Raw genomic sequence first — 22,856 nt, 5'->3', positions numbered from 1 at the left:
GCGGTGGATCGGGACTAATCGGAACATTGAGGGAGAGTTCGGGACATGGCGAAGGCGCGGAGCAGCAAGGGCAGGGCCAGCAACATCATCGCCTTCCAGGGCGAGCCGGGGGCGAACTCGGACATGGCCTGCCGCGCGGCCTTTCCCTACATGACGACCCTGCCCTGTCCGACCTTCGAGACCGCCATGGCGGCGGTCCAGGCCGGCCGGGCGGAACTGGCCATTATCCCGGTCGAGAACTCGATCGCCGGTCGGGTCGCCGACCTGCACAGCCTGCTGCCACACACCCGGCTCAAGATCGTGGCCGAGCATTTCCAGCGGGTCGAGCATTGTCTGGTGGCCCTGCCGGGCGCCTCGCTCAAGACCATCCGCACGGTCAAAAGCCACGTTCAGGCCTTGGCCCAATGCCGCAATTTCCTGAAGAAGCACCGCTTTCAGCCACTGGTCCATGCCGATACGGCGGGGGCCGCGCGCGAGATCGCCGAAATCGGCGACAAGAGCGTCGGCGCCATCGCGTCCTCGCTGGCGGCTCGCATCTATAATCTCAAGGTTCTGGCCAAGAACATCGAGGACGCCGATCACAACACCACGCGCATGCTGGTGTTCTCGCGCGAGGAGGCCACTCCCGACTGGCGCACCGTGCACTGCATGACCGCCTTCCTGTTCCGGGTGAAGAGTGTGCCGGCCGCGCTCTACAAGGCGCTGGGCGGCTTCGCCACCAACGGCGTCAATATCGTGAAGCTGGAGAGCTATCTCTCGGGTGCGCGCTTCGAGCAGGCGGAGTTCTATGCCGAGGTCGAAGGCCATCCCGAGCAGCGCAGCCTGCAGCTCGCCTTCGAGGAACTCGGGTTCTTCTCCGAGGAGTTCAAGCCGCTGGGCACGTTTCCGGTCAATCCGTTCCGGCGCAAAGGCTGGGAAGCCCCCACGCGTCCCGGCACCTGAACGAGGCAATCCATGTCGCAGCAGTCCGTCCGCATCGCTCCGTCCATCCTCAGCGCCGACTTCGCCGCGCTCGGCGCCGAGATCGCCGCGGTGAGCGCGGCCGGGGCCGACTGGATCCATGTCGACGTGATGGACGGCCACTTCGTTCCCAACATCACCATCGGCCCGATGGTCGTGAAGGCGCTCCGCAAGCACAGCAAGCTGCCGTTCGACGTGCATCTCATGATCTCGCCGGTCGATCCGATGGTGCCGGCCTATGTCGATGCCGGGGCCGATGTGATCTCGTTCCACCCCGAGGCCGGGGCGCACGTCCATCGCACCATCCAGCTCATCAAGAGCCACGGCAAGAAAGCCGGCTGCGTGCTCAATCCCGCGACGCCGCTTTCGACCATCGAGCATGTGCTGGGCGATCTCGATCTCGTGCTGGTGATGAGCGTCAATCCCGGCTTCGGTGGCCAGGCTTTCATCGACAGCCAGCTCGCGAAGATCGCGGCGCTGCGCAAGGCGATCGATACGCTGGGCAAACCGATCGATCTCGAAGTCGACGGTGGCGTCAATCCCGAGACGGCCAGGCGCTGCATCAAGGCAGGCGCCGACGTCCTCGTGGCCGGCACCGCGGTCTTCAGCGGCGGGCCGGACCGCTATGCCGCCAACATCAAGGCGCTGCGCTCATGACCGACATCATCCTGCATCACTACGCCCTGTCGCCTTTTGCGGAGAAGGTGCGCATTGGCCTCGGCCTCAAGCAGGCGGCGTGGAAGTCTGTCGACATTCCCAACGTCATGCCCAAGCCTGACCTGATGCCGCTCACCGGCGGCTATCGCAAGACGCCGGTGATGCAGATCGGCGCCGACATCTACTGCGACACCCAGCTCATCATGCTGGAACTCGACAGGCGCCTGCCGTCACCCGCGTTCCAGCCCAAGGGCCGCGAAGGCGAGGCACGAGCGATCACCATGTGGGCGGATCGGCTGATCTTCTCGCCGGCGGTCGGCGTGGTCATGAGCCAGGTCGCCGACAAGTTCGGCGAGGCTTTCAAGAAGGACCGCAGCGAATTTTCCGGCCGCTTGTTCGACCCCGAAAGGATGCGCGCGGCGCTGCCGTTCGTGCGTGACCAGACGTATGCGCTGCTGTCGCTGGCCGAGACGATGTTGGCCGACGGCCGCACGTTCCTGCTGGGTGGCGAGCCGAGCCTGGCGGATTGCGCGCTCTACAATCCGGTGTGGTTCATCCGCCAGCATCTCGGCCCGGCGGCCGCACCGCTTGACCGGCTTCCGAAGATCGCCACCTGGATGGAACACATGGGCGTGCTGGGCCATGGCAAGCGCGCTGACATCGAGGCAAGCGACGCCCTCGAAATCGCCAAGGCGGCGACTCCCGGCAAGACGAGTGTCGACGGCAGCGATCCCAGCGGGCTGAAGGCCGGTCAGAAACTGTCGGTGACGCCGGATGACACGGGCAAGGTGCCGGTTGCGGGAACGCTGGTCGGGCTCGCGGCCGACCGTATTTCGCTCGCGCGCCATGACGAGCGCGTGGGTGACGTCGTCGTCCATTTCCCGCGAGCAGGCTTCATCGTCCAGGCGCTATAGCGAAACCTCGCCCTTCAGCACCGGCACGCAGCCGCCACCCACGGCAGCCCGGATGCCATCGGCTGCCCGATGCGCCGAGGCACGCAGCAGGCTGGGTCGGCCCATTTCGACGCCTTGTACGATGTCGTAGCGTCGCGCCTGTTCATCGGTCAGGGACAGCAGCAGGGCGGCAAGCGGCGTCGCGGCACTTCCCGTGGCGGCGTCTTCGACAGTGCCCGACAGCGGCGAGAACATGCGGGCGCGCAGGCGCGTTTTATTTTTGGCCTGGCCGTCATGTGCGTAGAGATAGAGTGGCAGGCGCCGCGGTCCGAGTGCGGGAAACGCCGCGTGGGCGTCGCGAAAGCGCGCGAGATCGGGAGCCGCGCGGGTGAGCCCATCGGGCGTCACCTCCGCCACAACGAAGGAGTTTCCGACCGACGCCATGACCGGCCGATGCGTGGCGAGGAGAATCTCCTCAGGTGCCAGGCCGACGCAACCAGCCAGCAGGCCAGCCGGCATTTCGGGTCCGAGCGTCAAGGGCTGAGGCGCCGCAATCGTCACGATATCGCTCTCGACCTTGACCTCGACCAGTCCGGCGATTTCCTCGAAGCGCAGCACGCCTTCCTTGGCCCGGCCACGGCCGGCCAGGACCCAGCCGGTGCCGACATTGGGATGGCCGGCGAACGGCATTTCGGCGCTGCGGTTGAAGATGCGCACGCGCGCCGTGTTGGCCGGATCGGCCGGGGGCAGGACGAAGGTCGTCTCGCTCAGATTGAACTCGGTGGCGAGCGACTGCATCTCGCCGTCCGACAGGCCCTGCGCGTCGGGAAAGACGGCGAGCGGATTGCCGCCGAAGCGCCGGTCGGTGAAGACGTCGACCGTGACGTACTCGTAGGTCTTCATCGCTAGACGACCTCGACGCCGATCTCACCCGCAATGCGGCGCAAGGCGGCAACGGAGCGCGCGGTGGCGTTGCGGCCGTCGTCGGGGCAATGCGTCTCGATGCTGGCGAGCACTTCGGGGACTTCCACGCCGCGCAGCAGTCGCCTGAGCTCGTCGGCCCAGGGAATGTCCCCGTCACCCAGCGGGACCGTTCTTTTCGCCGTCATGTCGCGGTCCTTGAGATGGATGGCATCGACATGCACGGCAAGCGGCGCGATGTCGGCGTCGCTCGGCGGCAAGCCCATCGACCAGCCGTTGGCGATGTCGACCAGGGGCTTGATGACCCTCGGCATCGGTGCCGGGAAATCGCTGAAGAAGGTGGCAAGTTCGGCCACCGAACCGACGTTGCAGACGGGCTCGTTCTCGATTTCCAGGTCGACGCTGTAGTTGCCGGCAAGGTCGGCCAGGCGTTCGAACCGGGCCACGAGATCGGAAGGCCGGTAGCCCGGATAGCGCAGATGCGTGAACACGCGCAGCTTGCGCGCCTTGAGCACGATCGCCACGTCGAAGGCGTGGACCAGCGGATCGTCGCCTGGGCAGGTCGCGGGGTCGAAGGCGAAGTCGACCTTGCCGTTGGCGGCTTCCTTGCCGGGCATGGGCCATTTCAGCAGCGGCGAGACGAAGGTCGGGACGCTGAGGCCCGCCTGCTCGATGGTTCGGGCGACCGCTGCGACCTCGGCCAGCGTCATGCCCATGAGGCTGCGGCCGCCGAGCGTCCGCATGTCGAGCCGGCGGACGTCGTTCTCGGCACAGAACGAGAGCATTTCGTCGAGGGTGGGGCCGATTTCATCGCCGATCACGGCAAGCGCAAGACGGGGCAAGGTCATGCCGCCACCCTACTATCGGGCGCCGTCTTTGGCTAAGGTCCTGTTGGCGATCGAGGGAGGCGGCATGAGCGACGAAGCGGCGATTTTCGTGGGCGCGAGCGATGCCGATCAGTATCTCCTGCTGAAGTACGGCAACCGGCATGGGCTGATTGCCGGCGCGACCGGCACCGGCAAGACCGTGACCCTGCAGACCATCGCCGAGGGCTTCTCCGCCTATGGGGTGCCGGTGTTCATGGCCGACGTGAAGGGCGATCTGTCCGGCGTCAGCCAGCCGGGCGGCGATAATCCGCGGGCGGTCGAGCGCGCCAGGCAGATGCAGATCGAGGGCTATGCCGGCCGTGCCTTCCCGACGGCCTACTGGGACCTGTTCGGCGAGAAGGGCCATCCGATCCGCACGACGGTGAGCGAGGTCGGACCGGTGCTGATGGCGCGCCTGCTTCAGCTCAACGAAACCCAGGAAGGCGTGCTCAACATCGCCTTCAAGGTCGCCGACGAACAAGGCCTGCTGCTGCTCGACTTCAAGGACCTTCAGGCCCTGCTGCAATGGCTGGCGGAGAATGCCGGCCAGCTCACCAACGAGTTCGGCAATGTGAGCAGGCAGTCGGTCGGCACCATCCAGCGCCAGCTCCTGATGCTCGACCAGCAGGGCGGCGAGGGCTTCTTCGGCGAGCCGGCACTCGATCTCACCGACATGATCCGCTGCGATGCCGCGGGCCTCGGCACGATCAACATCCTGGCCGCCGACAGGCTGATGCAGAGCCCGCGGCTCTACGGCACGTTTCTGCTCTGGCTCCTCTCCGAGCTGTTCGAGGCGTTGCCCGAGGTGGGGGACCTCGACAAGCCCAGGTTCGTTTTCTTCTTCGACGAGGCCCATCTGCTGTTCGACGACGCGCCCAAGGCCCTGCTCGAGCGCATCGAGCAGGTGGTGCGGCTGATCCGGTCCAAGGGGGTCGGCATCTATTTCATCACCCAGAACCCGCTCGATATCCCTGAGTCGGTGCTGGGCCAGCTCGGCAACCGCGTGCAGCATGCATTGCGCGCCTTCACGCCCCGGGACCAGAAGGCGGTGAAGGTCGCGGCCGAGACCTTCCGCCCGAACCGGAAGTTCGACGTCGCCCAGGCGATCACCGAACTGGGCGTCGGCGAGGCGCTGCTGTCGTTCCTCGATACCAAGGGCGTGCCGACCCCGGTCGAGCGCTGCCTGATCGCGCCGCCCCAGGGCCGCATCGGACCGGCAAAGGACGCCGAGCGGATGGCGGTCATGTCGGCGAGCCCCCTTGCCGGCAAGTACGACAAGGCCATCGACCGGGCGTCTGCCTACGAGGTGCTGACCGGCCGCGTCTCCGGCATCCAGACCACACCGGCGGCCCCGGCCAACGGTACGCCCCGCCGGCGCGGCCAGTACGGCTCCGTGCCTCAAACGGCGCCGGCGCCATCGCCATCGCCATCGCCGTCTGGTCCATGGGGTGGTCGCCCGGAGGCGCCGCCGCCGGATCCCGAGGCACCGCGCGTAGAACCCCGGCTCAAGAAAGCGCAATCGCCGGCACCCCCTCCGGCGCCGAAGGCTCCCGCCGGGCGTCAGCGCGACTCCATCGGCGTGACCGTGGCCAAGGCCGCCAGTCGCAGCATGGCCACCATCGCCGCGCGCGAAGCCGCCAAGGCGGTGTTCGGCAAGGGCAAGGCCGCCAGCATCGGCGCCAGCGTCGGTGGCGCCGTGTTGCGGGGCGTCCTGGGCTCGATCCTGCGGTAGAAGTCTCAGACCAGCCGGTCGAGTTCCTTGACGATGGCGTCGCCCATTTCCTGGGTGCCGACCTTCTTGATGCCGTCGGTCTTGCCGCCGACCAGCAGGTCGCCGGTGCGGTAACCCGCCGCCAGCACGTTCTCGACCGCCTTCTCGACAATATCGGCATCCTTGCCGAGGTCGAAGGAGTAGCGAAGCATCATGGCGTAGCTGAGCGTCTGCGCGATCGGATTGGCGAGGCCCTTGCCCGCGATGTCGGGCGCGCTGCCATGAATGGGTTCGTAGAGCGCCTTGCGCCGTCCCGTCGCATCGGGTGCACCAAGCGAGGCCGACGGCAGAAGGCCGAGCGACCCGGTCAGCATCGACGCTTCGTCCGAGAGAATGTCGCCGAACAGGTTGTCGGTGACGATGACGTCGAAGTCCTTGGGCGCGCGCAGGAGCTGCATGGCGAGCGCGTCGGCATACATGTGGCTGAGCGCTACGTCGCTATAGCTTTCCTTGTGGAGCTTGGTCGCTTCCTCGCGCCACAGCACGCCGGTGTACATCACGTTGGCTTTCTCGGCCGAGAGCACCTTGTTCTTGCGCTTGCGCGCCAGCTCGAAGGCGACGGCGCAGACGCGGCGGATTTCGGGGGCCGTGTAGCGCTGGGTGTCGAAGGCCTCGACCTCGCCCTGGGCGTTGGTGTGGCGGCCGCGTGGCTCGCCGAAATACACGCCGCTCGTCAGCTCGCGGATGATCATGATGTCGAGACCTTTGACGATCTCGGGCTTGAGCGAACTGGCATCGACCAGCGCATCGAACACCTTGGCCGGGCGCAGGTTGGCGAACAGGTCCATTTCCTTGCGCAGGCGCAAGAGGCCACGCTCGGGTTTCTTGCTGAAGTCGGCCGTGTCCCACTTCGGGCCGCCGACTGAGCCGAACAGCACGGCATCGGCCTCGAGTGCCGACTTCATGGCGTCGTCACTGAGCGGCACGCCATGCTTGTCGAGAGCGGCGCCGCCCACCAGGTCTTCCTTGATGTCGAAACCAACCGCACGCTTCTTGCCCATCCAGGCGATGATCTTGCGGACTTCGTTCATCACTTCCGGACCGATGCCGTCACCGGGCAGCACCAGCAGATTGCGATTGGACGCCATGTTGTCAGGTCTTCCGATCAGGTTTGGAGTGGTCAATCAAAACAAAGCCTCATCCTGAGGAGCGCCGTCTTCGGCGCGTCTCGAAGGAGGGGCAACAAACGCGGTGCTCGTGCCCATCCTTCGAGACGGCCGCTGCGCGGCCTCCTCAGGATGAGGTGGAATTCTTCAGGCCGCGGCGTGGAGCCAGGGCTGGGAGTCCTTCTGGCGGCTTTCGAAGTCGTCGATCGACGACTTCTTCTCCAGCGTGAGGCCGATGTCGTCGAGGCCTTCCATCAGGCACTTCTTGCGGAAGGCGTCGATCTCGAAATGGACCGTGCCGCCGTCCGGGCCCTTGATCTCCTGCTTCTCGAGGTCGACCTCGATGATGGCGTTCGAGCCGCGGCTCGCATCGTCCATCAGCTTGGCGATGATCTCTTTGGAGACCTTGATCGGCAGGATGCCGTTCTTGAAGCAGTTGTTGTAGAAGATGTCGGCGAAGTCCTCGGAGATGATGCAGCGGATGCCGAAGTCGAGCAGCGCCCAGGGGGCATGCTCGCGGCTCGAGCCGCAGCCGAAGTTGGGGCCGGCCACGAGGATCTTGGCGTTCTGGTAGGCCGGCTGGTCGAGGATGAAGTCCTTCTTCTGGCCGTCGGCCGTCCAGCGCATCTCGTAGAACAGCCCTTCCTTCAGGCCGGTGCGCTTGATGGTCTTCAGGAACTGCTTGGGGATGATCATGTCGGTGTCGACATTGACCATCGGCAGTGGTGCTGCAACGCCGCGGAGCGTCGTGAATTTTTCCATAAGTCCCTCTTGCGGAAACGCCGAAATAAACGGGCTTTCGGGGAGGCCGTCAAGCACGGCGGGGCTATCCCATATAGCCTTCCTCTGCCCCCGCGTAGCGGGGGAAGTGCCCTCGCAGGGGGCGAAGGGGGTCAGAAGCATCACCTCTGAACGCCCCCTCCGGCCTACGGCCACCTCCCCCGCAAGCGGGGGAGGAGAAGAGGGTCAGCGGGTTTTGATGACCAAAGTGCCGGCGATCATGTCGTGCAGGCCGCGCTTGCGGTCGGTGAAGGCGATCATGATGAAGCCGATGCACAGGATGATGGCCGAGATGATCTTGGCGAAGTAGCGGCCGGTCGCGTTCAGGAAGCTCAGCCGCTGGCCCTGGTCGGTCACGACGCGGAGGCCCATTGCCATCTTGCCCACGGTGGCACCGCGCTCGGAGCTCTCGAGCAGGGCGAAGTAGAGCCAACCGATGACAAGGGAAACGAGGTTGGCCACAGGATTGTAGCTCTCCATGTCCGTCGCGAAGACATTGAAGCCAACGACGCTGCCCACGACGCCCATGGCGAGGCTGAGCAGGATGGCGTCGATGATGTAGGCGACGAGGCGGATCCAGAAGCCGCCGTAGCCCACCTGGACGGAGCCTGCCGGACGGGCGTCCCAGACGGGCGGCGGTGGGGCGGCGGGACCTGAATTCGGAACGCTCATGACGTTTCTCCCTGGAGGTGGGCGGACCAATCCTACCACAGGGACTTTGCCGCTTCCTGCCCCGAAAAGAAATCGGGCGGTGCATTGCTGCACCGCCCGCGATCTTGCAGAGGCGCCGACGTCTACTGGAAGTCGCGCACGTCGGCCAAGGTTCCCTTGATGGCCGCTGCCGCCGCCATTGCCGGGCTCACCAGATGCGTGCGGCCACCGCGGCCCTGACGGCCTTCGAAGTTGCGGTTCGAGGTCGAGGCGCAGCGCTGGCCGGGATCGAGCCGGTCGGCGTTCATGGCCAGGCACATCGAGCAGCCCTGGATGCGCCACTCGAAGCCTGCCTCGAGGAAGATCTTGTCGAGGCCTTCCTTCTCGGCCTCGGCCTTCACCAGACCGGAGCCAGGCACCACCATGGCCGAAACATTCGACGCGACCTTGCGGCCGCGGGCGATCTCGGCGGCGGCACGCAGGTCTTCGATGCGGCCGTTGGTGCACGAGCCGATGAACACGCGGTCGATCGGCACGTCGACGAGCTTGGTGCCCGGAGTCAGGCCCATGTAGGCGAGCGAGCGCGCCCAGGCCTCGCGGCGGTTCTCGTCCGGTGCATTGGCCGGATCGGGCACCATGTCGGTGATCGGCAACGCGTCCTGCGGGCTGGTGCCCCAGGTGACCATCGGCGGGATATCCGAGGCGAGCAGGTCGAGCTGGCTATCGAACACCGCATTCTTGTCGGAGGGCAGACGACGCCACTGGCCCAGCGCCAGGTCCCACGCACCGCCCTTGGGCGCGTACGGCCGGCCGTAGAGGTACTTGAAGGTCGTTTCGTCCGGCGCGATCAGCCCGGCGCGCGCGCCCGCCTCGATCGACATGTTGCAGACCGTCATGCGGCCTTCCATCGTGAGTTCACGGATGGCGCGGCCGGCATATTCGATCACGTAGCCGGTGCCACCGGCGGTGCCGAGGCGGCCGATGATGGCAAGGATCGCGTCCTTCGCCGTGACGCCGAGCGGCAGGCTGCCCTCGATGGCGACGCGCATGTTCTTGGCGGGCTTCTGGATCAGCGTTTGCGTCGCCAGCACATGCTCGACTTCCGATGTGCCGATGCCGAAGGCCAGCGCGCCGAAGGCGCCGTGGGTCGAGGTGTGGCTGTCGCCGCACACGATGGTCATGCCGGGCAAGGTCAGGCCCTGCTCCGGGCCGATCACATGCACGATGCCGCGACGCGGATCATTCATGCCGAAATAGGGCACGTGGAACTCGGCGACATTCTGCTCGAGCGTCTCGATCTGGATTCGCGATTCCTCATCCACATCGCCTGCACTGACCGGCAGGGTCGACGTGTTGTGGTCGGCCACGGCGACCGTGGCGTCGGGCCGGCGCACGGACCGGCCGGTCATCCGCAGGCCCTCGAAGGCCTGCGGGCTGGTCACTTCGTGCACCAGGTGCCGGTCGACATAGATCACGCAGGTGCCGTCGTCCTGGCGATCGACGACATGGCCATCCCAGATCTTCTCGAACAGGGTGCGCGGCTTGGGCGGCTCAGGTGGCGGCGTGGCCGCCTTCTTGCGGAACGCCATGCTGCACCTACTTCTTGCCGCCGCCCTTGGCGGCACGGACGTTGCCTTCGGACTTGGGCTTTTCCTTCTTGATCCTCTCGCGGCGCGGACGCTTGATCGCCTCCTCGGCCTGGACGGCCAGCAGTTCGCGCTGGGCCTCGGTGTCCTCGGCGATGCGGCTCGCCTTGCCGCGCAGATCGCGCAGGTAATAGAGCTTGGCGCGACGCACGACGCCCTTGCGGACGACCTCGATCTCCCAGATGCCCGGCCCATAGAGCGGGAACACGCGCTCCACGCCTTCGCCGAAGCTGATCTTGCGCACCGTGAACGAGGAGTTCACGCCGGCATTCTTGCGCCCGATGCACAGGCCTTCATAGACCTGGATGCGCTCGCGGTTGCCTTCCTGCACCTTGACGTGCACCTTGAGCGTATCGCCCGGCTCGAAGCGCGGCACCGGCCGCTCGGCCTGCACCTTGTCCATCGTCGTCTGGCCGACCATATCGAGAATGTTCATCGCATCCATCCTTTCGTCACTTCTCTTCAGTTTCCGTCGCGGTCCGGCGCCGGGCCCATAAATCGGGCCGCCGCCGCCGCGTAATCTCTCGTCGTTCCTTCATCCGCCACTCGGCGACCTTGCCGTGGTGGCCCGAGACCAGGATCTCCGGCACCTGCCGTTCGATCCCATCGGGCCCGGTCCACGAGGCCGGCCTTGTGTAGTGCGGGTATTCCAGCAGTCCGTCCTCGAAACTCTCCTCGTTCGCCGATGCCGGCTCGCCCATCACCCCGGGCAGCAGCCGCACGCAGCAATCCAACACCGCCATGGCCGCGATCTCGCCGCCCGAAAGCACGAAATCTCCGACCGAAATCTCCTCCAGCGCGTGGCCCTCGATGACGCGCTCATCCACGCCTTCGAACCGTCCACACACCAGCAGCACGCCCGGACCCGCCGCCAGTTCCCGCCCGCGCGCCTGGTTGAACGGCGCGCCCCTGGGCGAGAGCAGTATCTTCGGCACTCCCGGAACGGCGACCGCCTCGATCGCCGCCGACAGCACGTCGGGCTTCATCACCATGCCGGCGCCGCCCCCGAAGGGCGCATCGTCGACAGTACGATGGCGGTCCTTGGCGAACCGCCGGATATCGACGGCCGACAAGTCCCACACGCCGTCGCTCAACGCCTTGCCCGCCAGGCTTTCACCCAGGGGTCCCGGAAACATCTCCGGGAAGAGCGAGAGCGCCGTCGCGCGCCACACGTTCCTCTACGCCTCCTTCGCTTCACCGCCCGGCAGCACGCCTGCCGGCGGATCGACCACAACCTTGCCGCCCTCGACGTCGACCTCGGGCACCGCCTCGGCGGTGAAGGGCAGCATCACCGAACTCCGCGATGCGCTGCCTCCCGAGACCTCCATCGTCCGCCCGGCGCCGAAATCGTGGAAGGCGATCACCTTGCCCCAATCCCGACCATCCTGGCCGACGGCCGCGAGGCCTATGATGTCGGCCTCGTACCACTCCCGCTCGTCCGTGGCGGGCAGGCGCTCGCGCTCCACATAGAGCCGCAAACCCCGCAATGCCTCGGCCGCCGTCCGATCGGCTACGCCCTCGATCCGGGCCAGCACCGCGTCCTTCACGGTGCTCAAAGCCTCGACCCGGTACTGCTTCCGTCCCGTCTCGTCCGACAGCGGGCCATAGGAGGCGATCGCCATCGGGTCGTCCGTGTAACTTCTGATGCGTACCAGGCCGCGCACACCGTGCGGCGCCGCGACGACGCCCAACAGGATGCGGCCCTTGGTCATCAGAAGATCCTCATCAGGTGGCCGCGGCCTCCTTGGCGGGCTCGGCCGGTGCCGCGGCGGCAGTCGCTGCTGCTGCGGCCTTCATGCGCTCCTGCGTCTTGGCGCGGGGCTGCGGCTTCTTGCTCTGCTCGCGGCGCTCGCGCGGCTTCATCAGCTCGGCGGTCGCCAGGAAGCGGGCGACGCGGTCCGACGGCTGGGCGCCGACCTTGAGCCAATGGGCAATGCGCTCCTGGTCGAGCGTGATGCGCTGCTCGTGCTCGCGCGGCAGCAGCGGATTGTAGGTCCCGAGCTTCTCGATGAAGCGGCCGTCACGCGGGCTGCGCGAGTCGGCGACCACGATGTGGAAGAACGGCCGCTTCTTGGCGCCGTGCCGGGTCATGCGAATGGCTAGCATACTTTCGATCCTCTCTTTCGATACGTCCGAGTCACTTGTTCCTTGATAGCTTCAGCGCGGAAAGCCCGGGGGCTGCATCATGCCCCCGAGTCCGCGCATGAATTCTTTTTCGCCGAGCTTGTTGACGCGCTTCATCATCTTCAGCATGTCGGCGTGCTGCTTGAGCAGCTTGTTGACGTCCTGCACCTGCACGCCGGATCCCTTGGCGATGCGCTTCTTGCGCGAGGCATGGATGACGTCCGGGTTGCGGCGTTCCTTGGGCGTCATCGACAGAATGACAGCCTCCTGGCGCTTGAGCTGGCCCTCGTCGATCTTGGCCTTGGACATCGCGGCCTTGGCCTGCATGGCGCCCGGCAGCATGCCCATCAGCCCCGACAACCCGCCCATCTTGCGCAGCTGGCGCAGCTGGTTGAGCAGGTCGTCCATGTCGAACTGGCCCTTGCGGACGCGGGCGGCGAGCTTCTCGGCGTCTTCCTTGTCGATCGTCTCGGCGGCGCGCTCGACCAGCGAGACGATGTCGCCCATGCCGAGGATGCGGCTGGCGATGCGGTCGGGATGGAACGGTTCCAGCGCATCGAACTTTTCGCCGACGCCGATCAGCTTGACCGGCCGGCCGGTGACCGCGCGCATGGAGAGTGCCGCACCGCCGCGGGCATCGCCGTCGACGCGGGTCAGCACGATGCCGGTGACGGCCAGCCGTTCGTTGAAGGCCTTGGCGACGTTGACGGCATCCTGGCCGGTCATGGCGTCGGCGACGAGCAGCGTCTCCTTGGGTTTCGCAAGCGCGCTGATGTCGGCCACTTCCTTCATCAACTCTTCGTCGATGGAGAGGCGGCCGGCGGTGTCGAGGATCAGGACGTCGAAGCCTTCGCGCCGCGCCGTCTCGAGCGCGCGCCGGGTGATGGCCAGCGGCATCTCGAGCGGCACGATCGGCAGCGTCGGCACGCCGGTCTGCTCGCCCAGCACCTTGAGCTGCTGCTGGGCGGCCGGGCGGCGGGTGTCGAGCGAGGCCATCATGACCCGGCGCTTGACCGAGAAGGAGCCGCCGAATTCGGCGGCCATGCCCTGCGGGCCCTGGCTGAGGCGGTAGCCGATCTTGGCGCTGGAGGTCGTCTTGCCCGAGCCCTGCAGGCCCACCATCAGGATGACGACCGGGGGGATGGCATTGAGGTCGAGGTCGGCCACTGTGCCGCCCAGCATCTCGACCAGGTGATCGTTGACGATCTTGATGACCATCTGGCCCGGCGTGACCGAGCGGATGACATCGGCGCCGACGGCCTTGGGACGGACCGAATCGATGAAGTCCCGGACGACGGGCAGCGCCACGTCGGCTTCGAGCAGGGCGGTGCGAACCTCGCGCAGGGCCGCGTCGACATCGGCCTCGGAGAGCGCACCACGCCCCCGCAGCTTGTCGAATACGTCGCCCAGACGTTTGCTCAGACCTTCAAACATGCCCGTCCCAGAACTCCTTTTGCCCAAACGACAATCGCGCCGATGCGCGAACCTTCGCGGATCAGCGGAGCTCCCCTCTCAGGCAACCAAGGTGGGGGAACCGGTAGAAATCGGCACGACCGATTGAGCGGCCGGGGTATAAGGCCTGCCGGCCGAGGAGTCAAAAGACTTGCCGACTGACCCTAACTCATTGATTTATAACACTTCCGGGTCGATCGGCGGCCGCGAGATCCTGCTCTTCCTGGCGGCCCTGCCTCTGTTTGGGGGCCCCGTGCTCTGGCTGCTGCCCGATCGCAGCCTGTTGCCGCTGATCGGAGCCTTCTTCGGCGTCGGCCTCGCCGCCGTGCTGGTGGCGGTGGCGCCGCTCGGACGGGCCGCCCTGCCGGCGCTGGGCTTTCGGAGGGTTGGCTGGCGGCCGGTGGTCTTCGGCACGCTCGGCACCACGGCTTTGTCGGTCGCCGTCAGCCAGTTCGGGCTCGAACCCCAGGGCGTTAAACAGGCGATGAAGATCGCCCAGGAGCCGGCGGCGTTCCTGCTCAGCCTCGCCTTGCTCGCCGGCCTGGCGCCGCTGGTCGAGGAACTCGTCTTCCGCGGCCTGCTCTATGGCTGGCTCGCAAGCCGCTGGGGAGCGGGTATCGCCTTCACCGTGAGTTCTCTGGTCTTCGCCGCGGCCCATGTCGAGCCCGCGCATGCCCTCCTGGTGCTGCCGCTCGGCCTGCTGTTCGGCTGGCTGCGCTGGCGTACCGCCTCGCTGTGGCCATCGCTGGCGGCGCATATGGCGAACAACGGGCTGGCGGTCGCCGCCGCCGCCTATCTCCAGGCTTGAGGAAATGAGAGTTGACATTTCAGCAGGTTTTAGCCTATATTTCTGACAGGCTGGCGGGGATTGCGCCGGCCTCTTTCGTTCGTTCCGGCAAGACCTGCCCGCGGCCGCCCGCGGGTTCGCGCTAAAGCGCTTGGTGCAGCCGCCGCGGGTCCTGACCCGCGGACCCATCAACCTCTGACCCCCCTCCGTCCCCTCCGGGGACACCTCCCCCGCAGACGGGGGAGGAGTTTGTGTCACCCCTTCTTCTCCTCCCCCGTCTGCGGGGGAGGTGCCCCGTCTTTCGGGGCGGAGGGGGCGGACTCCGGGCCCAACTTCGGGCCCAACACTCCCACGTTTCAGGTGGGCCCGCCGGGACGGGTAAAATCCCGTATTCATTGGCTTTCCGGCGCGCGGAGAGCCGATATTCTGTCGGTCGAGTTGGGCCAGTTTTGAAAAGTTGGGCCAGCAGGGACGAGGCTAGGACGCGAGCTTGCGGTCGACGAAATCGAGCCGGTCCTGGCCCCAGAAGATCTCGCCGTCGATGACGAACGAGGGTGCGCCGAAGACGTTCTCGGCGATCGCGTGCCTGGTGTAGGCCTCGCGCTTCTCGGCCATCTCGGGCGCCTCGCTCGCCTTGATCACCGCATCGGCATCGAGGCCGCAGCCGGCGATGATCTGCTTCAGGGTTGCGGGATCGCCGGGGTTCTTCTCCTCGGCCCAGATCGCGGCCATCACCGCGTGCGCGACCTTGATCGCGTCGGCCATGCGGCCCTGCTCGCGCAAGGCGATGACGCATTTGGCCGCCGGCACCTCGTTGCAGGGAAAGAACTTGGGCTCGAGCGTGAGCTTGACGCCGCTCTGCTCGCGCCACCGCTTCAGCTCCATCATGCGATAGGCTTGGCGCTGCGGCGCGCGCTTGGGCAGCGGCAGGCCGCCCGATACGGAAAACACCGACCCGAAATCGACCGGCCAGATCGTGATGCTGGCACCGTACTTCTTGGCCATCGCCTCGAAGCGCTTGGACCCGAGATAGGTCCAGGGTGAATTGAGCGAGACGTAGTAGTCGACATGCTTGGCCATGGAAATTCCTCCGCCGGCCGACTGTGGCGCAATGGCAGGCGACAGCAAAGTCCCGATGCGCCATCCTGATCACGTGTCGGAACGAGCCATCGCGATCACCGGCGGCGACGCTGCCTACTTCGGCCTCATGAGCGAGTGCATCGGCTCGCTGCGGGCGACGGCCGAGGGCCGCGCGCTGGCTCTCGGCGTCCTCGATTGCGGCCTGACCGAGGAGCAGCGGGACTGGTGCCGCGGGCAGGGCGCCGAGCTCGTCGTGCCGCAATGGGATTTCGATTTTCCCGGCCGCGACGGGCTCAAGGACGGCTACAAGGCGCTGACCGCACGGCCGTTCCTGCCGCGCTATTTCCCGGGCTTCGATCTCTATCTCTGGATCGACGGCGATTGCTGGGTCCAGCAGGGCGACGCCATCGCGCTGTTCCTGGCCGCCGCGCGCACCGGCAAGCTCGCCGTGGCGCCGGAGATCCATCGCTCCATGCGGCACTATCGCCACGCCTGGAAGGAATTCTCGACGATCAACGGCGCGGCCTTCGAATCCTGCTTCGACCGGGAGACAGCGGACAGGCTGGTGCGCTATCCGCTGATCAATGCCGGCGTCTTTGCGCTGCCCGCCGATGCGCCACATTGGCGGGGGTGGGCTGACCTGCTGGGCGAGGCGTTGCAGCGCTCCACCGACATGACCGACCAGATCACGCTCAACGTGCTGGTCTACGACAGGGGCTTCGACTGCGAGCCGCTGCCGAGCCGCTGCAACTGGCCGGTCCATCATGCCACCCCGGCCTGGGATGCCGGGCGCGGCCTGTTTGTCGAACCGGCCATGCCCTACGAGGCGCTCGGCATCCTGCATCTGACGATCTACACCAAGCGCCTGGCCACGCTGGACGTGCGCGAGATCGGCGGACCCCATGCCGGGCAGGTCCGGCCGCGCTCGTTGCGCTGGCCCGGTCGAACGGCCATATAGCGGCGCATGAGCAGGCTGCCGTTCTTGAAGATGCACGGGCTGGGCAACGACTTCGTGGTGCTCGACGCACGCACGACGCCGCTCGACCTGTCGCTGCAGCGCCGGCGCGCCATCGCCGACCGGCGCCTGGGCGTGGGCTGTGACCAACTCATCGTGCTGGAAGCGCCGACCGAGGATGACGCCGACGTCTTCATGCGCATCTTCAATCCCGACGGCGGCGAGGCCGGCGCCTGCGGCAACGCCACGCGCTGCGTCGCCTCCGTCGTGATGGACGAGCGCAAGACCGACCAGGTCACGGTGCAGACGATCTCCGGCCTGCTCGAATCGCAGAAGACCGGGATGGGGAGCAACGGGTTGCCGGTGATCTCCGTCGACATGGGCCTGGCCCGGCTCGACTGGCGCGAGATCCCGGTACGCGAAGCCTGCGACACCAATCACATGCCGGTGGGCCTGGGGCCGCTGCAGGACCCCGTCGGCACCAACATGGGCAACCCGCACGCCACCTTCTTCGTCGACGACCTCGCCGAGATTCCGATCACCGAACTCGGCCCCAAGCTCGAGCACGACCGCTTCTTCCCCGAGCGCGCCAACATCGGCGTCGTTCAGCCCCTGGGCGAGGGCAGGTTGCGGTTGCGCGTCTGGGAACGCGGCGCCGGCCTCACGCTCGCCTGCGGGTCGGGCGCCTGCGCCGCTGTCGTCGCCGCCAGCCGCCGCGGCCTGGTGGACCGCAAGGCAGAGGTGATCGTCGATGGTGGCACGCTCACCATGGAATGGCTGCGCGATGGCCACGTGCTCATGACCGGCGGTATCGCGGTCGCCTTCAAGGGCGAGCTCGACGCCTCGCTGCTCGCCTGAGGGACCATCGTGAGCGATACGATGGAAACCGAAAAGAAGGGTTGGCTCTCGCGCCTGCGTTCCGGGCTTTCCAAGTCGACCAAGCGCGTCACCGAAAGCATCACCGGCCTCTTCACCAAGAAGAAGCTGGATCAGGAGACCCTGAACGAACTCGAGGACGCGTTGATCCAGGCCGATCTCGGCGTCAGCGTCGCCGCCCGCCTGGTCGGGAAGCTCGGCAAGGAGCGCTTCGGCAAGGAAGTGACCGACGAGGAAGTGCGCGCGGCCTTCGCCGACGACATCGCCGAGATCCTGCAGCCGGTCGCGACGTCGCTGGTCATCGACGTCGCGCGCAAGCCGCATGTCGTGCTGGTGGTCGGCGTCAACGGCAGCGGCAAGACCACGACCATTGCCAAGCTCGCCAACCTCTACAAGCGCGAGGGGCACAAGGTCATGCTGGCGGCGGGCGACACGTTCCGCGCCGCTGCCGTCGAGCAACTCAAGGTGTGGGGCGAGCGCGCCGGTGTGCCGGTGATCGCCAAGGACACCGGCGCCGACGCGGCGGGCCTTGCTTTCGAGGCGCTGGAGCGCGCGAAGGCCGAGGGCTGCGACGTGCTGCTGATCGACACCGCCGGCCGTCTGCACAACAAGACCAACCTGATGGACGAGCTCGCCAAGATCGTGCGCGTGATCCGCAAGCTCGATGCCGAGGCGCCGCATTCCTGCCTGCTGGTGCTCGATGCCACCACCGGCCAGAACGCCCATGCCCAGGTCGAGACCTTCAAGACCCTGTCGCCGGTCGATGCGCTGGTGGTGACCAAGCTCGACGGCAGCGCCAAGGGCGGCGTCCTCGTGGCGCTGGCCGAGAAGTTCAAGTTGCCCGTCGTTGCCATCGGCGTCGGCGAGGGCATCGACGATCTCAGGCCATTCGAGGCGCGGGCCTTTGCGCGCGGATTGATGGGGCTGCCGGCATGACCGAGAAGACGGAAGAGCAGGACGGCATGCGGCGGCTCTACGCCACCGCGCTGGAACTGGGGCCGCTGGTGCTGTTCTTCGCCGCCAACGGCCGCTGGGGCATCTATTGGGGCACCGGCATCTTCATCATGGCGACGGCGATCGCGCTGCCCTGCTATCGCTGGCTGGAGAAGCGCTGGCCGGTCATGCCTCTGGTCGGTGGTTTCTTCGTGCTGGTGTTCGGCGGCCTTACGATCTGGTTGCAGGACGACACCTTCATCAAGCTGAAGCCCACCATCGTGAACTGCCTGTTCGGAACGATCCTGGGCGGCGGTCTGCTGCTGTTTCGCCGGCCGCTTCTGAAGCCGCTGTTCGGCACGGCCTTCCGCCTCACCGACGAAGGCTGGCGCAAGCTCACGCTGCGCTGGACGCTGTTCTTCTTCGTGCTGGCGGCGGTCAACGAGGTGATGTGGCGCGGCTTCACGACCGACACCTGGATCGCCAGCAAGATGTTTCTGAGTTTCCCGCTGACGCTGGTCTTCGCCTTCCTGCAGGTCCCCTTGCTCAAGCGCTATTGGGACGGCGCCGACAATCCCTTCGCGCGCGGGAGCTGAGCTCAGTCGATCTCCGGCTCCGCCCGCTGCGCCTTCCTGAGGCTGGAGAGCGGCGGCAGTTTGTTCGTGAGCAGCGCGACGCAATCCAGGATACCGGTATCGGTCGGGCCCTTGCGTGTCGGCACGCCGTTGCCGGCGAGCGCCTGCTTGTGCTTGCGCAGCATCGCGCGAAACGCCTCGACGCGCTGCCAGCCGACGTAGCCCTCTGCGTCCAGCTGCGTACCGTGCTTGCGCAACCACATCGCCGCTGCGCCCGCGACATGGACGGTGGCGTAGGACGTGCCGTCGCCGGCGCCCGCAACGTCCTTGAACGGTTCGGGCAGCCCGAACACCGAGTTCGGCCGGCAGATATCGTCGGCCGGCGCCCAGGCGTCGACGAACGGACGGCCGATCTCGTAGTCGAAGCAGACCTTCATCTCGTCATTGATGCCGCCGGCCATGATAGTGCGCGAGTAACGGCCGGGATAGACCGTGGCGCCGACGAGCTGCGGCGCGTCGTCGGTCTGGCCGGCTGCGCAGACGATGATGACACCGCGTTCGTAGGCATGGTCGACGGCGCGGCCCAGCGCATGCATCTGCTTGACGTTGCCGACGATCGACTGGACGCCGAGGCTGATCGAGATCACGTCGGCCAGGTTGCGGTCGACGGCGTCCATGATGGCGTTGGCGGCATTCAGGATGGTCTGGCCGGTCAGCATCACGCCGTTGGTGACGCGGTAGGGCACGACCGGCACGGTCGGGCAGACGCCGATGTAGATGCCGGGCAGGTTGCCGCACAGCGCGCCCAGCGTGCGCGTGCCGTGACCCGGCGTGACCACCAACCCGCCGCCGCCGTTCAGCGGATCGCGGGGCTCGGCCACGCCGCTATCGACATAGTTGATGCCGCGATCGACCAGCAGGGCGGGCCTGTCGCTCGCAAGGTTGAAGACGATGTGGTTGGTGAAGCCCGTGTCGAGATGGGCAATCAGGATGCTGTTCCAGTCGAGATCGGCGCCGAACTCGTCGGCGAGCAGACGCATCGCCTCGCGCGAGCGGACGGCGCCGGTGTTCCAGTTGCTGATGGGCATGATGGTCTCCCCCTCTGGGGAGGACTCTCATGAGGCAGATGGGCCGTCACAAGGCCCTCGGGCGCATATCTTGCCGTCAGACACCCTCGGGTTTGCGCGGCGGCCACATGCGGGCAAGGTCGCCGGTCGGGTTGGAATAGGTCGCGAAATCGGCCTTGCCGCGCGATTCGTGGAAATGCGCCAACGCCCACACGACCGTCGGGAAGGCGAGCTGCTCCCAGGGGATGTCGGCCCAGTCGACCAGCGCCACCTCTTCGCTCTCGACGCCGGCGGCGATGTCGGCGCTCACTAGCCTGGCGCGATACATGATCTGCACCTGGCCGATGCGCGCCACGCTGTACATGGCCAGCAACCGCTCGATCTCGATGGTGGCGCAGGCCTCTTCCCTGGCCTCGCGCGCCGCCGCCTGTTCGGTCGTCTCGCCCAGTTCCATGTAGCCCGCCGGCAAGGTCCAGAAGCCTTTGCGCGGTTCGATCGCTCGCTTGGCCAAAAGGATTTTGTCGCCCCAGGTACAGACAGCGCCCGCCACGATCTTGGGATTCTGGTAATGGATGAATTCGCAGCGGCCACAGATCAACCGCTCGCGATTGTCACCCTCCGGGACGCGCTTCTCGAAATGTTCGGGCGGATCCCACGGGAGCCGCGGACGTTCTGGCAGGGTCGGGGCGCTCATGCCCCGAGTCTTAAGCTGCCCGGATGAGCGCCGCAACGCCGGGCAGGGTCTTGCCTTCCATCCATTCGAGGAAGGCGCCGCCTGCCGTCGAGACATAGGAGAACTGCTCCTCGACGCCCGCTGCGGCCAGCGCCGCCACCGTGTCGCCGCCGCCCGCGACCGACAACAGCCGCTTCGTGCCCGTCAGCTGACCGACGGTGCGCGCCAGCGCCATCGTGCCGGCATCGAACGGCGGGATCTCGAAGGCGCCGAGCGGGCCGTTCCACACCAGTGTCGCGCACTCGCGCACTTCCTTCTCGTAGAGCGCGGTCGAGCGCGGCCCGACATCGAGGATCATCTGGTCATCGGGGCAGGCGTTGGCATCCACCACCGTGCTCGCGGCGCCGGCCTTGAACTCGCCCGCCACCACGACGTCGATCGGCAGCAGCACCGTGCATTTGGCGGCCTTGGCCTTCTCGAGGATTTCCAGCGCCGTCGGCGCCAGGTCCTTCTCGCACAACGACTTGCCGACCCTGATCCCTTGCGCATGCATGAAAGTATTGGCCATGCCGCCGCCGATGATCAGTCTGTCGACCTTGCCGACGAGGTTGCCCAGCAGGTCGAGCTTGGTCGACACCTTGGCACCACCGACCACGGCACAGACCGGCCGCTTCGGATTGCCGAGCGCCTTGTCGAGCGCCTCGAGCTCGGCCTGCATCAGACGGCCCGCCGCCGCCGGCAGGCGGTTGGCGATGCCCTCGGTCGAGGCATGCGCGCGATGCGCGGTCGAGAAGGCGTCGTTCACGTAGAGGTCGCCCAGCACCGAGAGCTTGTCGATGAAGGCCGCATCGTTCTTCTCCTCCTCCTTGTGGAAGCGGAGATTTTCCAGCAGCAGCACTTCGCCGGGTTTCATCGCCCGCACCGCATCCTCGGCCAGCGGGCCGATGCAGTCCTCGGCGAAGGCGACCGGCTTGCCGAGCGCATTCGACAGTGGCTCGACCAGCGCTTTGAGCGACATCTCCGGCACGGGCTTGCCGTCGGGCCGGCCGAAGTGGCTCAGCACCACGACCCTGGCGCCCTTGGCCGCGAGCTCGGCGATCGTCGGCGCGGCGCGCTCGATGCGCGTGGCGTCGGTGACCTTGCCGTTCTTCATCGGCACGTTGAGATCGACGCGCACCAGCACGCGCTTGCCGGCAACGTCGGCGGTGTCGATCGTCTTGAAGGTGACCTGGGGCATGAACTCTCTCTGGAGGATTGACGCCTTGGTCCCTAGCGTTTCCGGATGACGAAGACCAGTGTCTCGCCGTCGCGCGTGCTCGACACCAGCTCATGGCCAGTCTGGCGGCAATAGGCGGGGAAGTCCTGCTCGGCGGCGGGGTCGGTGGCCCGCACCGTCAGCAGCCCGCCGCTCGCGAGCTCGCGCAGCTTGCGGTTGGCCCGCAGCACTGGCAGCGGGCAGAGCAGCCCCGAGGCGTCGTATTCGAGCGTGTCAGTCACGGGGACGATAATACTTCATGGCTTCGTTCACCCAGCCTCGGATGTCGTTGATTCGCGTCGTGTCGGCGGGATGGGTGCTCAACCACTCCGCCTGGTTTTTGCGGCCGGCATTGGCGGCGCGCATGCGCTCCCACAGGCCGATCGCCTCGCGCGGGTCGTAGCCGGCCAGCGCCATCAGCACCAGCCCGATGCGGTCGGCTTCCGATTCCTGCGCCCGCGACATCGGCAGGATGAACCCCACCGTGGCGCCGGCACCGACCGCCGCCATCATCCCCGGCAGGTACGTGCGGCTGCTGCCGCTCACGGTGCTCGCCAGCGCCGCCCCTGCGGCTGCGGCGCCGACCGACGCCACCATCTGGTTGCTCATGCGCTCGGCGCCGTGACGTGCCAGCGCATGTGCCACCTCGTGGGCGATCACCACGGCGAGGCCGGCCTCGGTCCGGGTGATCGGCAGCAGGCCGGTATAGACGAACACCTTGCCGCCCGGCAGGCAGAAGGCGTTGGGCTCGTTCTTGTCGATGGTCTTGAATTCCCAGCGGAACCGCGGGGCGCGCCACATCTCGGCCGGCGGCCGTTCGGCCGCCGG

The 22,856-nt window shown here is 66.8% G+C and carries 26 protein-coding genes; 9 read left to right on the top strand and 17 right to left on the bottom strand.

The window, feature by feature from the left end; all coding sequences use genetic code 11:
• The first annotated feature begins 45 nt into the window (after positions 1 to 45).
• The 3 genes from EPO55_RS07710 to EPO55_RS07700 are packed head-to-tail and all read left to right on the top strand — an operon-like array spanning position 46 to position 2,531.
• A complete protein-coding gene (locus EPO55_RS07710) occupies positions 46 to 942 on the top strand; it encodes a prephenate dehydratase (protein WP_296336022.1) in 897 nt (298 codons plus the stop codon).
• A gap of 12 nt (positions 943 to 954) precedes the next feature.
• Entirely contained in the window at positions 955 to 1,617 is a 663-nt protein-coding gene (gene rpe, locus EPO55_RS07705) for a ribulose-phosphate 3-epimerase (protein WP_296336021.1), read from the top strand.
• On the top strand, positions 1,614 to 2,531 hold the full coding sequence (locus EPO55_RS07700; protein WP_296336020.1) for a glutathione S-transferase family protein: 918 nt from the start codon (positions 1,614 to 1,616) through the stop codon (positions 2,529 to 2,531). The genes rpe and EPO55_RS07700 overlap by 4 nt, the downstream gene beginning before the upstream one ends.
• Here EPO55_RS07700 and EPO55_RS07695 read toward each other — a convergent pair.
• Complete coding sequence (locus EPO55_RS07695; protein ID WP_296336019.1) at positions 2,526 to 3,413, bottom strand: PhzF family phenazine biosynthesis protein; 888 nt, start codon at positions 3,411 to 3,413, stop codon at positions 2,526 to 2,528. The genes EPO55_RS07700 and EPO55_RS07695 overlap by 6 nt on opposite strands.
• A gap of 2 nt (positions 3,414 to 3,415) precedes the next feature.
• Complete coding sequence (locus EPO55_RS07690) at positions 3,416 to 4,279, bottom strand: TIM barrel protein (protein WP_296336018.1); 864 nt, start codon at positions 4,277 to 4,279, stop codon at positions 3,416 to 3,418.
• 64 nt (positions 4,280 to 4,343) lie between these two features.
• Here EPO55_RS07690 and EPO55_RS07685 point away from each other — a divergent pair, with 64 nt between their 5' ends.
• On the top strand, positions 4,344 to 6,029 hold the full coding sequence (locus EPO55_RS07685; RefSeq protein ID WP_296336016.1) for a helicase HerA-like domain-containing protein: 1,686 nt from the start codon (positions 4,344 to 4,346) through the stop codon (positions 6,027 to 6,029).
• Between the two features lie 5 nt (positions 6,030 to 6,034).
• On the opposite strand, the gene leuB is transcribed toward EPO55_RS07685, so the two are convergent.
• The 9 genes from leuB to ffh all read right to left on the bottom strand — a co-directional run bounded on the left by leuB (position 6,035) and on the right by ffh (position 13,809).
• Positions 6,035 to 7,156: a 3-isopropylmalate dehydrogenase gene (leuB, locus tag EPO55_RS07680; RefSeq protein ID WP_296336015.1), complete on the bottom strand. Its 1,122-nt coding sequence runs from the start codon at positions 7,154 to 7,156 to the stop codon at positions 6,035 to 6,037.
• A 165-nt stretch (positions 7,157 to 7,321) separates the two neighbouring features.
• Positions 7,322 to 7,936 (bottom strand): 3-isopropylmalate dehydratase small subunit, encoded by a 615-nt coding sequence (gene leuD / locus EPO55_RS07675; RefSeq protein WP_296336014.1) that lies wholly within the window; start codon positions 7,934 to 7,936, stop codon positions 7,322 to 7,324.
• A 204-nt stretch (positions 7,937 to 8,140) separates the two neighbouring features.
• Entirely contained in the window at positions 8,141 to 8,626 is a 486-nt protein-coding gene (locus tag EPO55_RS07670; protein ID WP_296336013.1) for an RDD family protein, read from the bottom strand.
• Positions 8,627 to 8,748: 122 nt separating this feature from the next.
• A complete protein-coding gene (leuC, locus tag EPO55_RS07665) occupies positions 8,749 to 10,194 on the bottom strand; it encodes a 3-isopropylmalate dehydratase large subunit (protein ID WP_296336012.1) in 1,446 nt (481 codons plus the stop codon).
• Positions 10,195 to 10,201: 7 nt separating this feature from the next.
• The gene (rplS, locus tag EPO55_RS07660; protein WP_296336011.1) at positions 10,202 to 10,687 is read right to left on the bottom strand and encodes a 50S ribosomal protein L19; all 486 of its coding nucleotides are present in this window, start codon (positions 10,685 to 10,687) and stop codon (positions 10,202 to 10,204) included.
• A 16-nt stretch (positions 10,688 to 10,703) separates the two neighbouring features.
• The gene (trmD, locus tag EPO55_RS07655; RefSeq protein WP_296336010.1) at positions 10,704 to 11,423 is read right to left on the bottom strand and encodes a tRNA (guanosine(37)-N1)-methyltransferase TrmD; all 720 of its coding nucleotides are present in this window, start codon (positions 11,421 to 11,423) and stop codon (positions 10,704 to 10,706) included.
• A gap of 6 nt (positions 11,424 to 11,429) precedes the next feature.
• On the bottom strand, positions 11,430 to 11,963 hold the full coding sequence (gene rimM, locus EPO55_RS07650; RefSeq protein WP_296336009.1) for a ribosome maturation factor RimM: 534 nt from the start codon (positions 11,961 to 11,963) through the stop codon (positions 11,430 to 11,432).
• Positions 11,964 to 11,976: 13 nt separating this feature from the next.
• Complete coding sequence (gene rpsP / locus EPO55_RS07645; RefSeq protein ID WP_296336008.1) at positions 11,977 to 12,357, bottom strand: 30S ribosomal protein S16; 381 nt, start codon at positions 12,355 to 12,357, stop codon at positions 11,977 to 11,979.
• A 51-nt stretch (positions 12,358 to 12,408) separates the two neighbouring features.
• Positions 12,409 to 13,809, bottom strand: coding sequence for a signal recognition particle protein (gene ffh / locus EPO55_RS07640; protein ID WP_296336006.1), 1,401 nt, complete (start codon positions 13,807 to 13,809; stop codon positions 12,409 to 12,411).
• Positions 13,810 to 13,978: 169 nt separating this feature from the next.
• Between ffh and EPO55_RS07635 the strand changes: the two genes are divergently transcribed.
• Positions 13,979 to 14,635, top strand: a complete 657-nt coding sequence (locus EPO55_RS07635) for a type II CAAX endopeptidase family protein (RefSeq protein WP_296336005.1) — start codon at positions 13,979 to 13,981, stop codon at positions 14,633 to 14,635.
• Between the two features lie 456 nt (positions 14,636 to 15,091).
• Here the strand turns inward: EPO55_RS07635 and EPO55_RS07630 are convergent, their stop codons facing one another.
• Entirely contained in the window at positions 15,092 to 15,694 is a 603-nt protein-coding gene (locus tag EPO55_RS07630) for a 2-hydroxychromene-2-carboxylate isomerase (protein ID WP_296336004.1), read from the bottom strand.
• 55 nt (positions 15,695 to 15,749) lie between these two features.
• On the opposite strand from EPO55_RS07630, the gene EPO55_RS07625 reads away from it, so the two are divergent.
• From EPO55_RS07625 to EPO55_RS07610, 4 genes are read left to right on the top strand one after another with little or no spacing between them, the layout of a single operon-like run.
• Complete coding sequence (locus tag EPO55_RS07625; RefSeq protein WP_296336003.1) at positions 15,750 to 16,652, top strand: hypothetical protein; 903 nt, start codon at positions 15,750 to 15,752, stop codon at positions 16,650 to 16,652.
• A gap of 6 nt (positions 16,653 to 16,658) precedes the next feature.
• Positions 16,659 to 17,507 carry a diaminopimelate epimerase gene (gene dapF, locus EPO55_RS07620; protein ID WP_296336002.1) on the top strand — a complete coding sequence of 283 codons (849 nt, stop codon included), beginning with the start codon at positions 16,659 to 16,661 and terminating at the stop codon, positions 17,505 to 17,507.
• A gap of 9 nt (positions 17,508 to 17,516) precedes the next feature.
• A complete protein-coding gene (gene ftsY, locus EPO55_RS07615; protein ID WP_363718708.1) occupies positions 17,517 to 18,461 on the top strand; it encodes a signal recognition particle-docking protein FtsY in 945 nt (314 codons plus the stop codon).
• Entirely contained in the window at positions 18,458 to 19,054 is a 597-nt protein-coding gene (locus EPO55_RS07610; RefSeq protein WP_296336000.1) for a septation protein A, read from the top strand. Before ftsY ends, EPO55_RS07610 begins: the two co-directional genes overlap by 4 nt.
• Positions 19,055 to 19,056: 2 nt before the next feature.
• On the opposite strand, the gene EPO55_RS07605 is transcribed toward EPO55_RS07610, so the two are convergent.
• From EPO55_RS07605 to EPO55_RS07585, 5 genes are all read right to left on the bottom strand, one after another.
• Positions 19,057 to 20,121, bottom strand: a complete 1,065-nt coding sequence (locus tag EPO55_RS07605) for a S8/S53 family peptidase (RefSeq protein ID WP_296335999.1) — start codon at positions 20,119 to 20,121, stop codon at positions 19,057 to 19,059.
• A 76-nt stretch (positions 20,122 to 20,197) separates the two neighbouring features.
• Entirely contained in the window at positions 20,198 to 20,794 is a 597-nt protein-coding gene (locus EPO55_RS07600; RefSeq protein ID WP_296335998.1) for an NUDIX hydrolase, read from the bottom strand.
• A 10-nt stretch (positions 20,795 to 20,804) separates the two neighbouring features.
• The gene (locus EPO55_RS07595) at positions 20,805 to 22,010 is read right to left on the bottom strand and encodes a phosphoglycerate kinase (RefSeq protein ID WP_296335997.1); all 1,206 of its coding nucleotides are present in this window, start codon (positions 22,008 to 22,010) and stop codon (positions 20,805 to 20,807) included.
• Between the two features lie 32 nt (positions 22,011 to 22,042).
• On the bottom strand, positions 22,043 to 22,270 hold the full coding sequence (locus EPO55_RS07590) for a sulfurtransferase TusA family protein (RefSeq protein ID WP_296335996.1): 228 nt from the start codon (positions 22,268 to 22,270) through the stop codon (positions 22,043 to 22,045).
• On the bottom strand, positions 22,263 to 22,856 hold a 594-nt coding region (locus EPO55_RS07585), incomplete at its 5' end, for a M48 family metallopeptidase (RefSeq protein WP_296335995.1). The genes EPO55_RS07590 and EPO55_RS07585, both read right to left, overlap by 8 nt.

This window comes from Reyranella sp. (genome assembly GCF_004296935.1).
In the GTDB taxonomy this organism is placed as follows: Bacteria; Pseudomonadota; Alphaproteobacteria; order Reyranellales; family Reyranellaceae; genus Reyranella.
Note: the sequence above shows the minus strand (reverse complement) of the source record. Positions and strands in the feature narration are given on the sequence as shown.

Coding starts and splice junctions, on each gene's coding strand:
- EPO55_RS07710 (WP_296336022.1), top strand. CDS start 46: ATGGCGAAGGCGCGGAGCAGCAAGGGCAGGGCCAGCAACATCATCGCC.
- rpe (WP_296336021.1), top strand. CDS start 955: ATGTCGCAGCAGTCCGTCCGCATCGCTCCGTCCATCCTCAGCGCCGAC.
- EPO55_RS07700 (WP_296336020.1), top strand. CDS start 1,614: ATGACCGACATCATCCTGCATCACTACGCCCTGTCGCCTTTTGCGGAG.
- EPO55_RS07695 (WP_296336019.1), bottom strand. CDS start 3,413: ATGAAGACCTACGAGTACGTCACGGTCGACGTCTTCACCGACCGGCGC.
- EPO55_RS07690 (WP_296336018.1), bottom strand. CDS start 4,279: ATGACCTTGCCCCGTCTTGCGCTTGCCGTGATCGGCGATGAAATCGGC.
- EPO55_RS07685 (WP_296336016.1), top strand. CDS start 4,344: ATGAGCGACGAAGCGGCGATTTTCGTGGGCGCGAGCGATGCCGATCAG.
- leuB (WP_296336015.1), bottom strand. CDS start 7,156: ATGGCGTCCAATCGCAATCTGCTGGTGCTGCCCGGTGACGGCATCGGT.
- leuD (WP_296336014.1), bottom strand. CDS start 7,936: ATGGAAAAATTCACGACGCTCCGCGGCGTTGCAGCACCACTGCCGATG.
- EPO55_RS07670 (WP_296336013.1), bottom strand. CDS start 8,626: ATGAGCGTTCCGAATTCAGGTCCCGCCGCCCCACCGCCGCCCGTCTGG.
- leuC (WP_296336012.1), bottom strand. CDS start 10,194: ATGGCGTTCCGCAAGAAGGCGGCCACGCCGCCACCTGAGCCGCCCAAG.
- rplS (WP_296336011.1), bottom strand. CDS start 10,687: ATGAACATTCTCGATATGGTCGGCCAGACGACGATGGACAAGGTGCAG.
- rimM (WP_296336009.1), bottom strand. CDS start 11,963: ATGACCAAGGGCCGCATCCTGTTGGGCGTCGTCGCGGCGCCGCACGGT.
- rpsP (WP_296336008.1), bottom strand. CDS start 12,357: ATGCTAGCCATTCGCATGACCCGGCACGGCGCCAAGAAGCGGCCGTTC.
- ffh (WP_296336006.1), bottom strand. CDS start 13,809: ATGTTTGAAGGTCTGAGCAAACGTCTGGGCGACGTATTCGACAAGCTG.
- EPO55_RS07630 (WP_296336004.1), bottom strand. CDS start 15,694: ATGGCCAAGCATGTCGACTACTACGTCTCGCTCAATTCACCCTGGACC.
- EPO55_RS07625 (WP_296336003.1), top strand. CDS start 15,750: ATGCGCCATCCTGATCACGTGTCGGAACGAGCCATCGCGATCACCGGC.
- dapF (WP_296336002.1), top strand. CDS start 16,659: ATGAGCAGGCTGCCGTTCTTGAAGATGCACGGGCTGGGCAACGACTTC.
- EPO55_RS07610 (WP_296336000.1), top strand. CDS start 18,458: ATGACCGAGAAGACGGAAGAGCAGGACGGCATGCGGCGGCTCTACGCC.
- EPO55_RS07605 (WP_296335999.1), bottom strand. CDS start 20,121: ATGCCCATCAGCAACTGGAACACCGGCGCCGTCCGCTCGCGCGAGGCG.
- EPO55_RS07600 (WP_296335998.1), bottom strand. CDS start 20,794: ATGAGCGCCCCGACCCTGCCAGAACGTCCGCGGCTCCCGTGGGATCCG.
- EPO55_RS07595 (WP_296335997.1), bottom strand. CDS start 22,010: ATGCCCCAGGTCACCTTCAAGACGATCGACACCGCCGACGTTGCCGGC.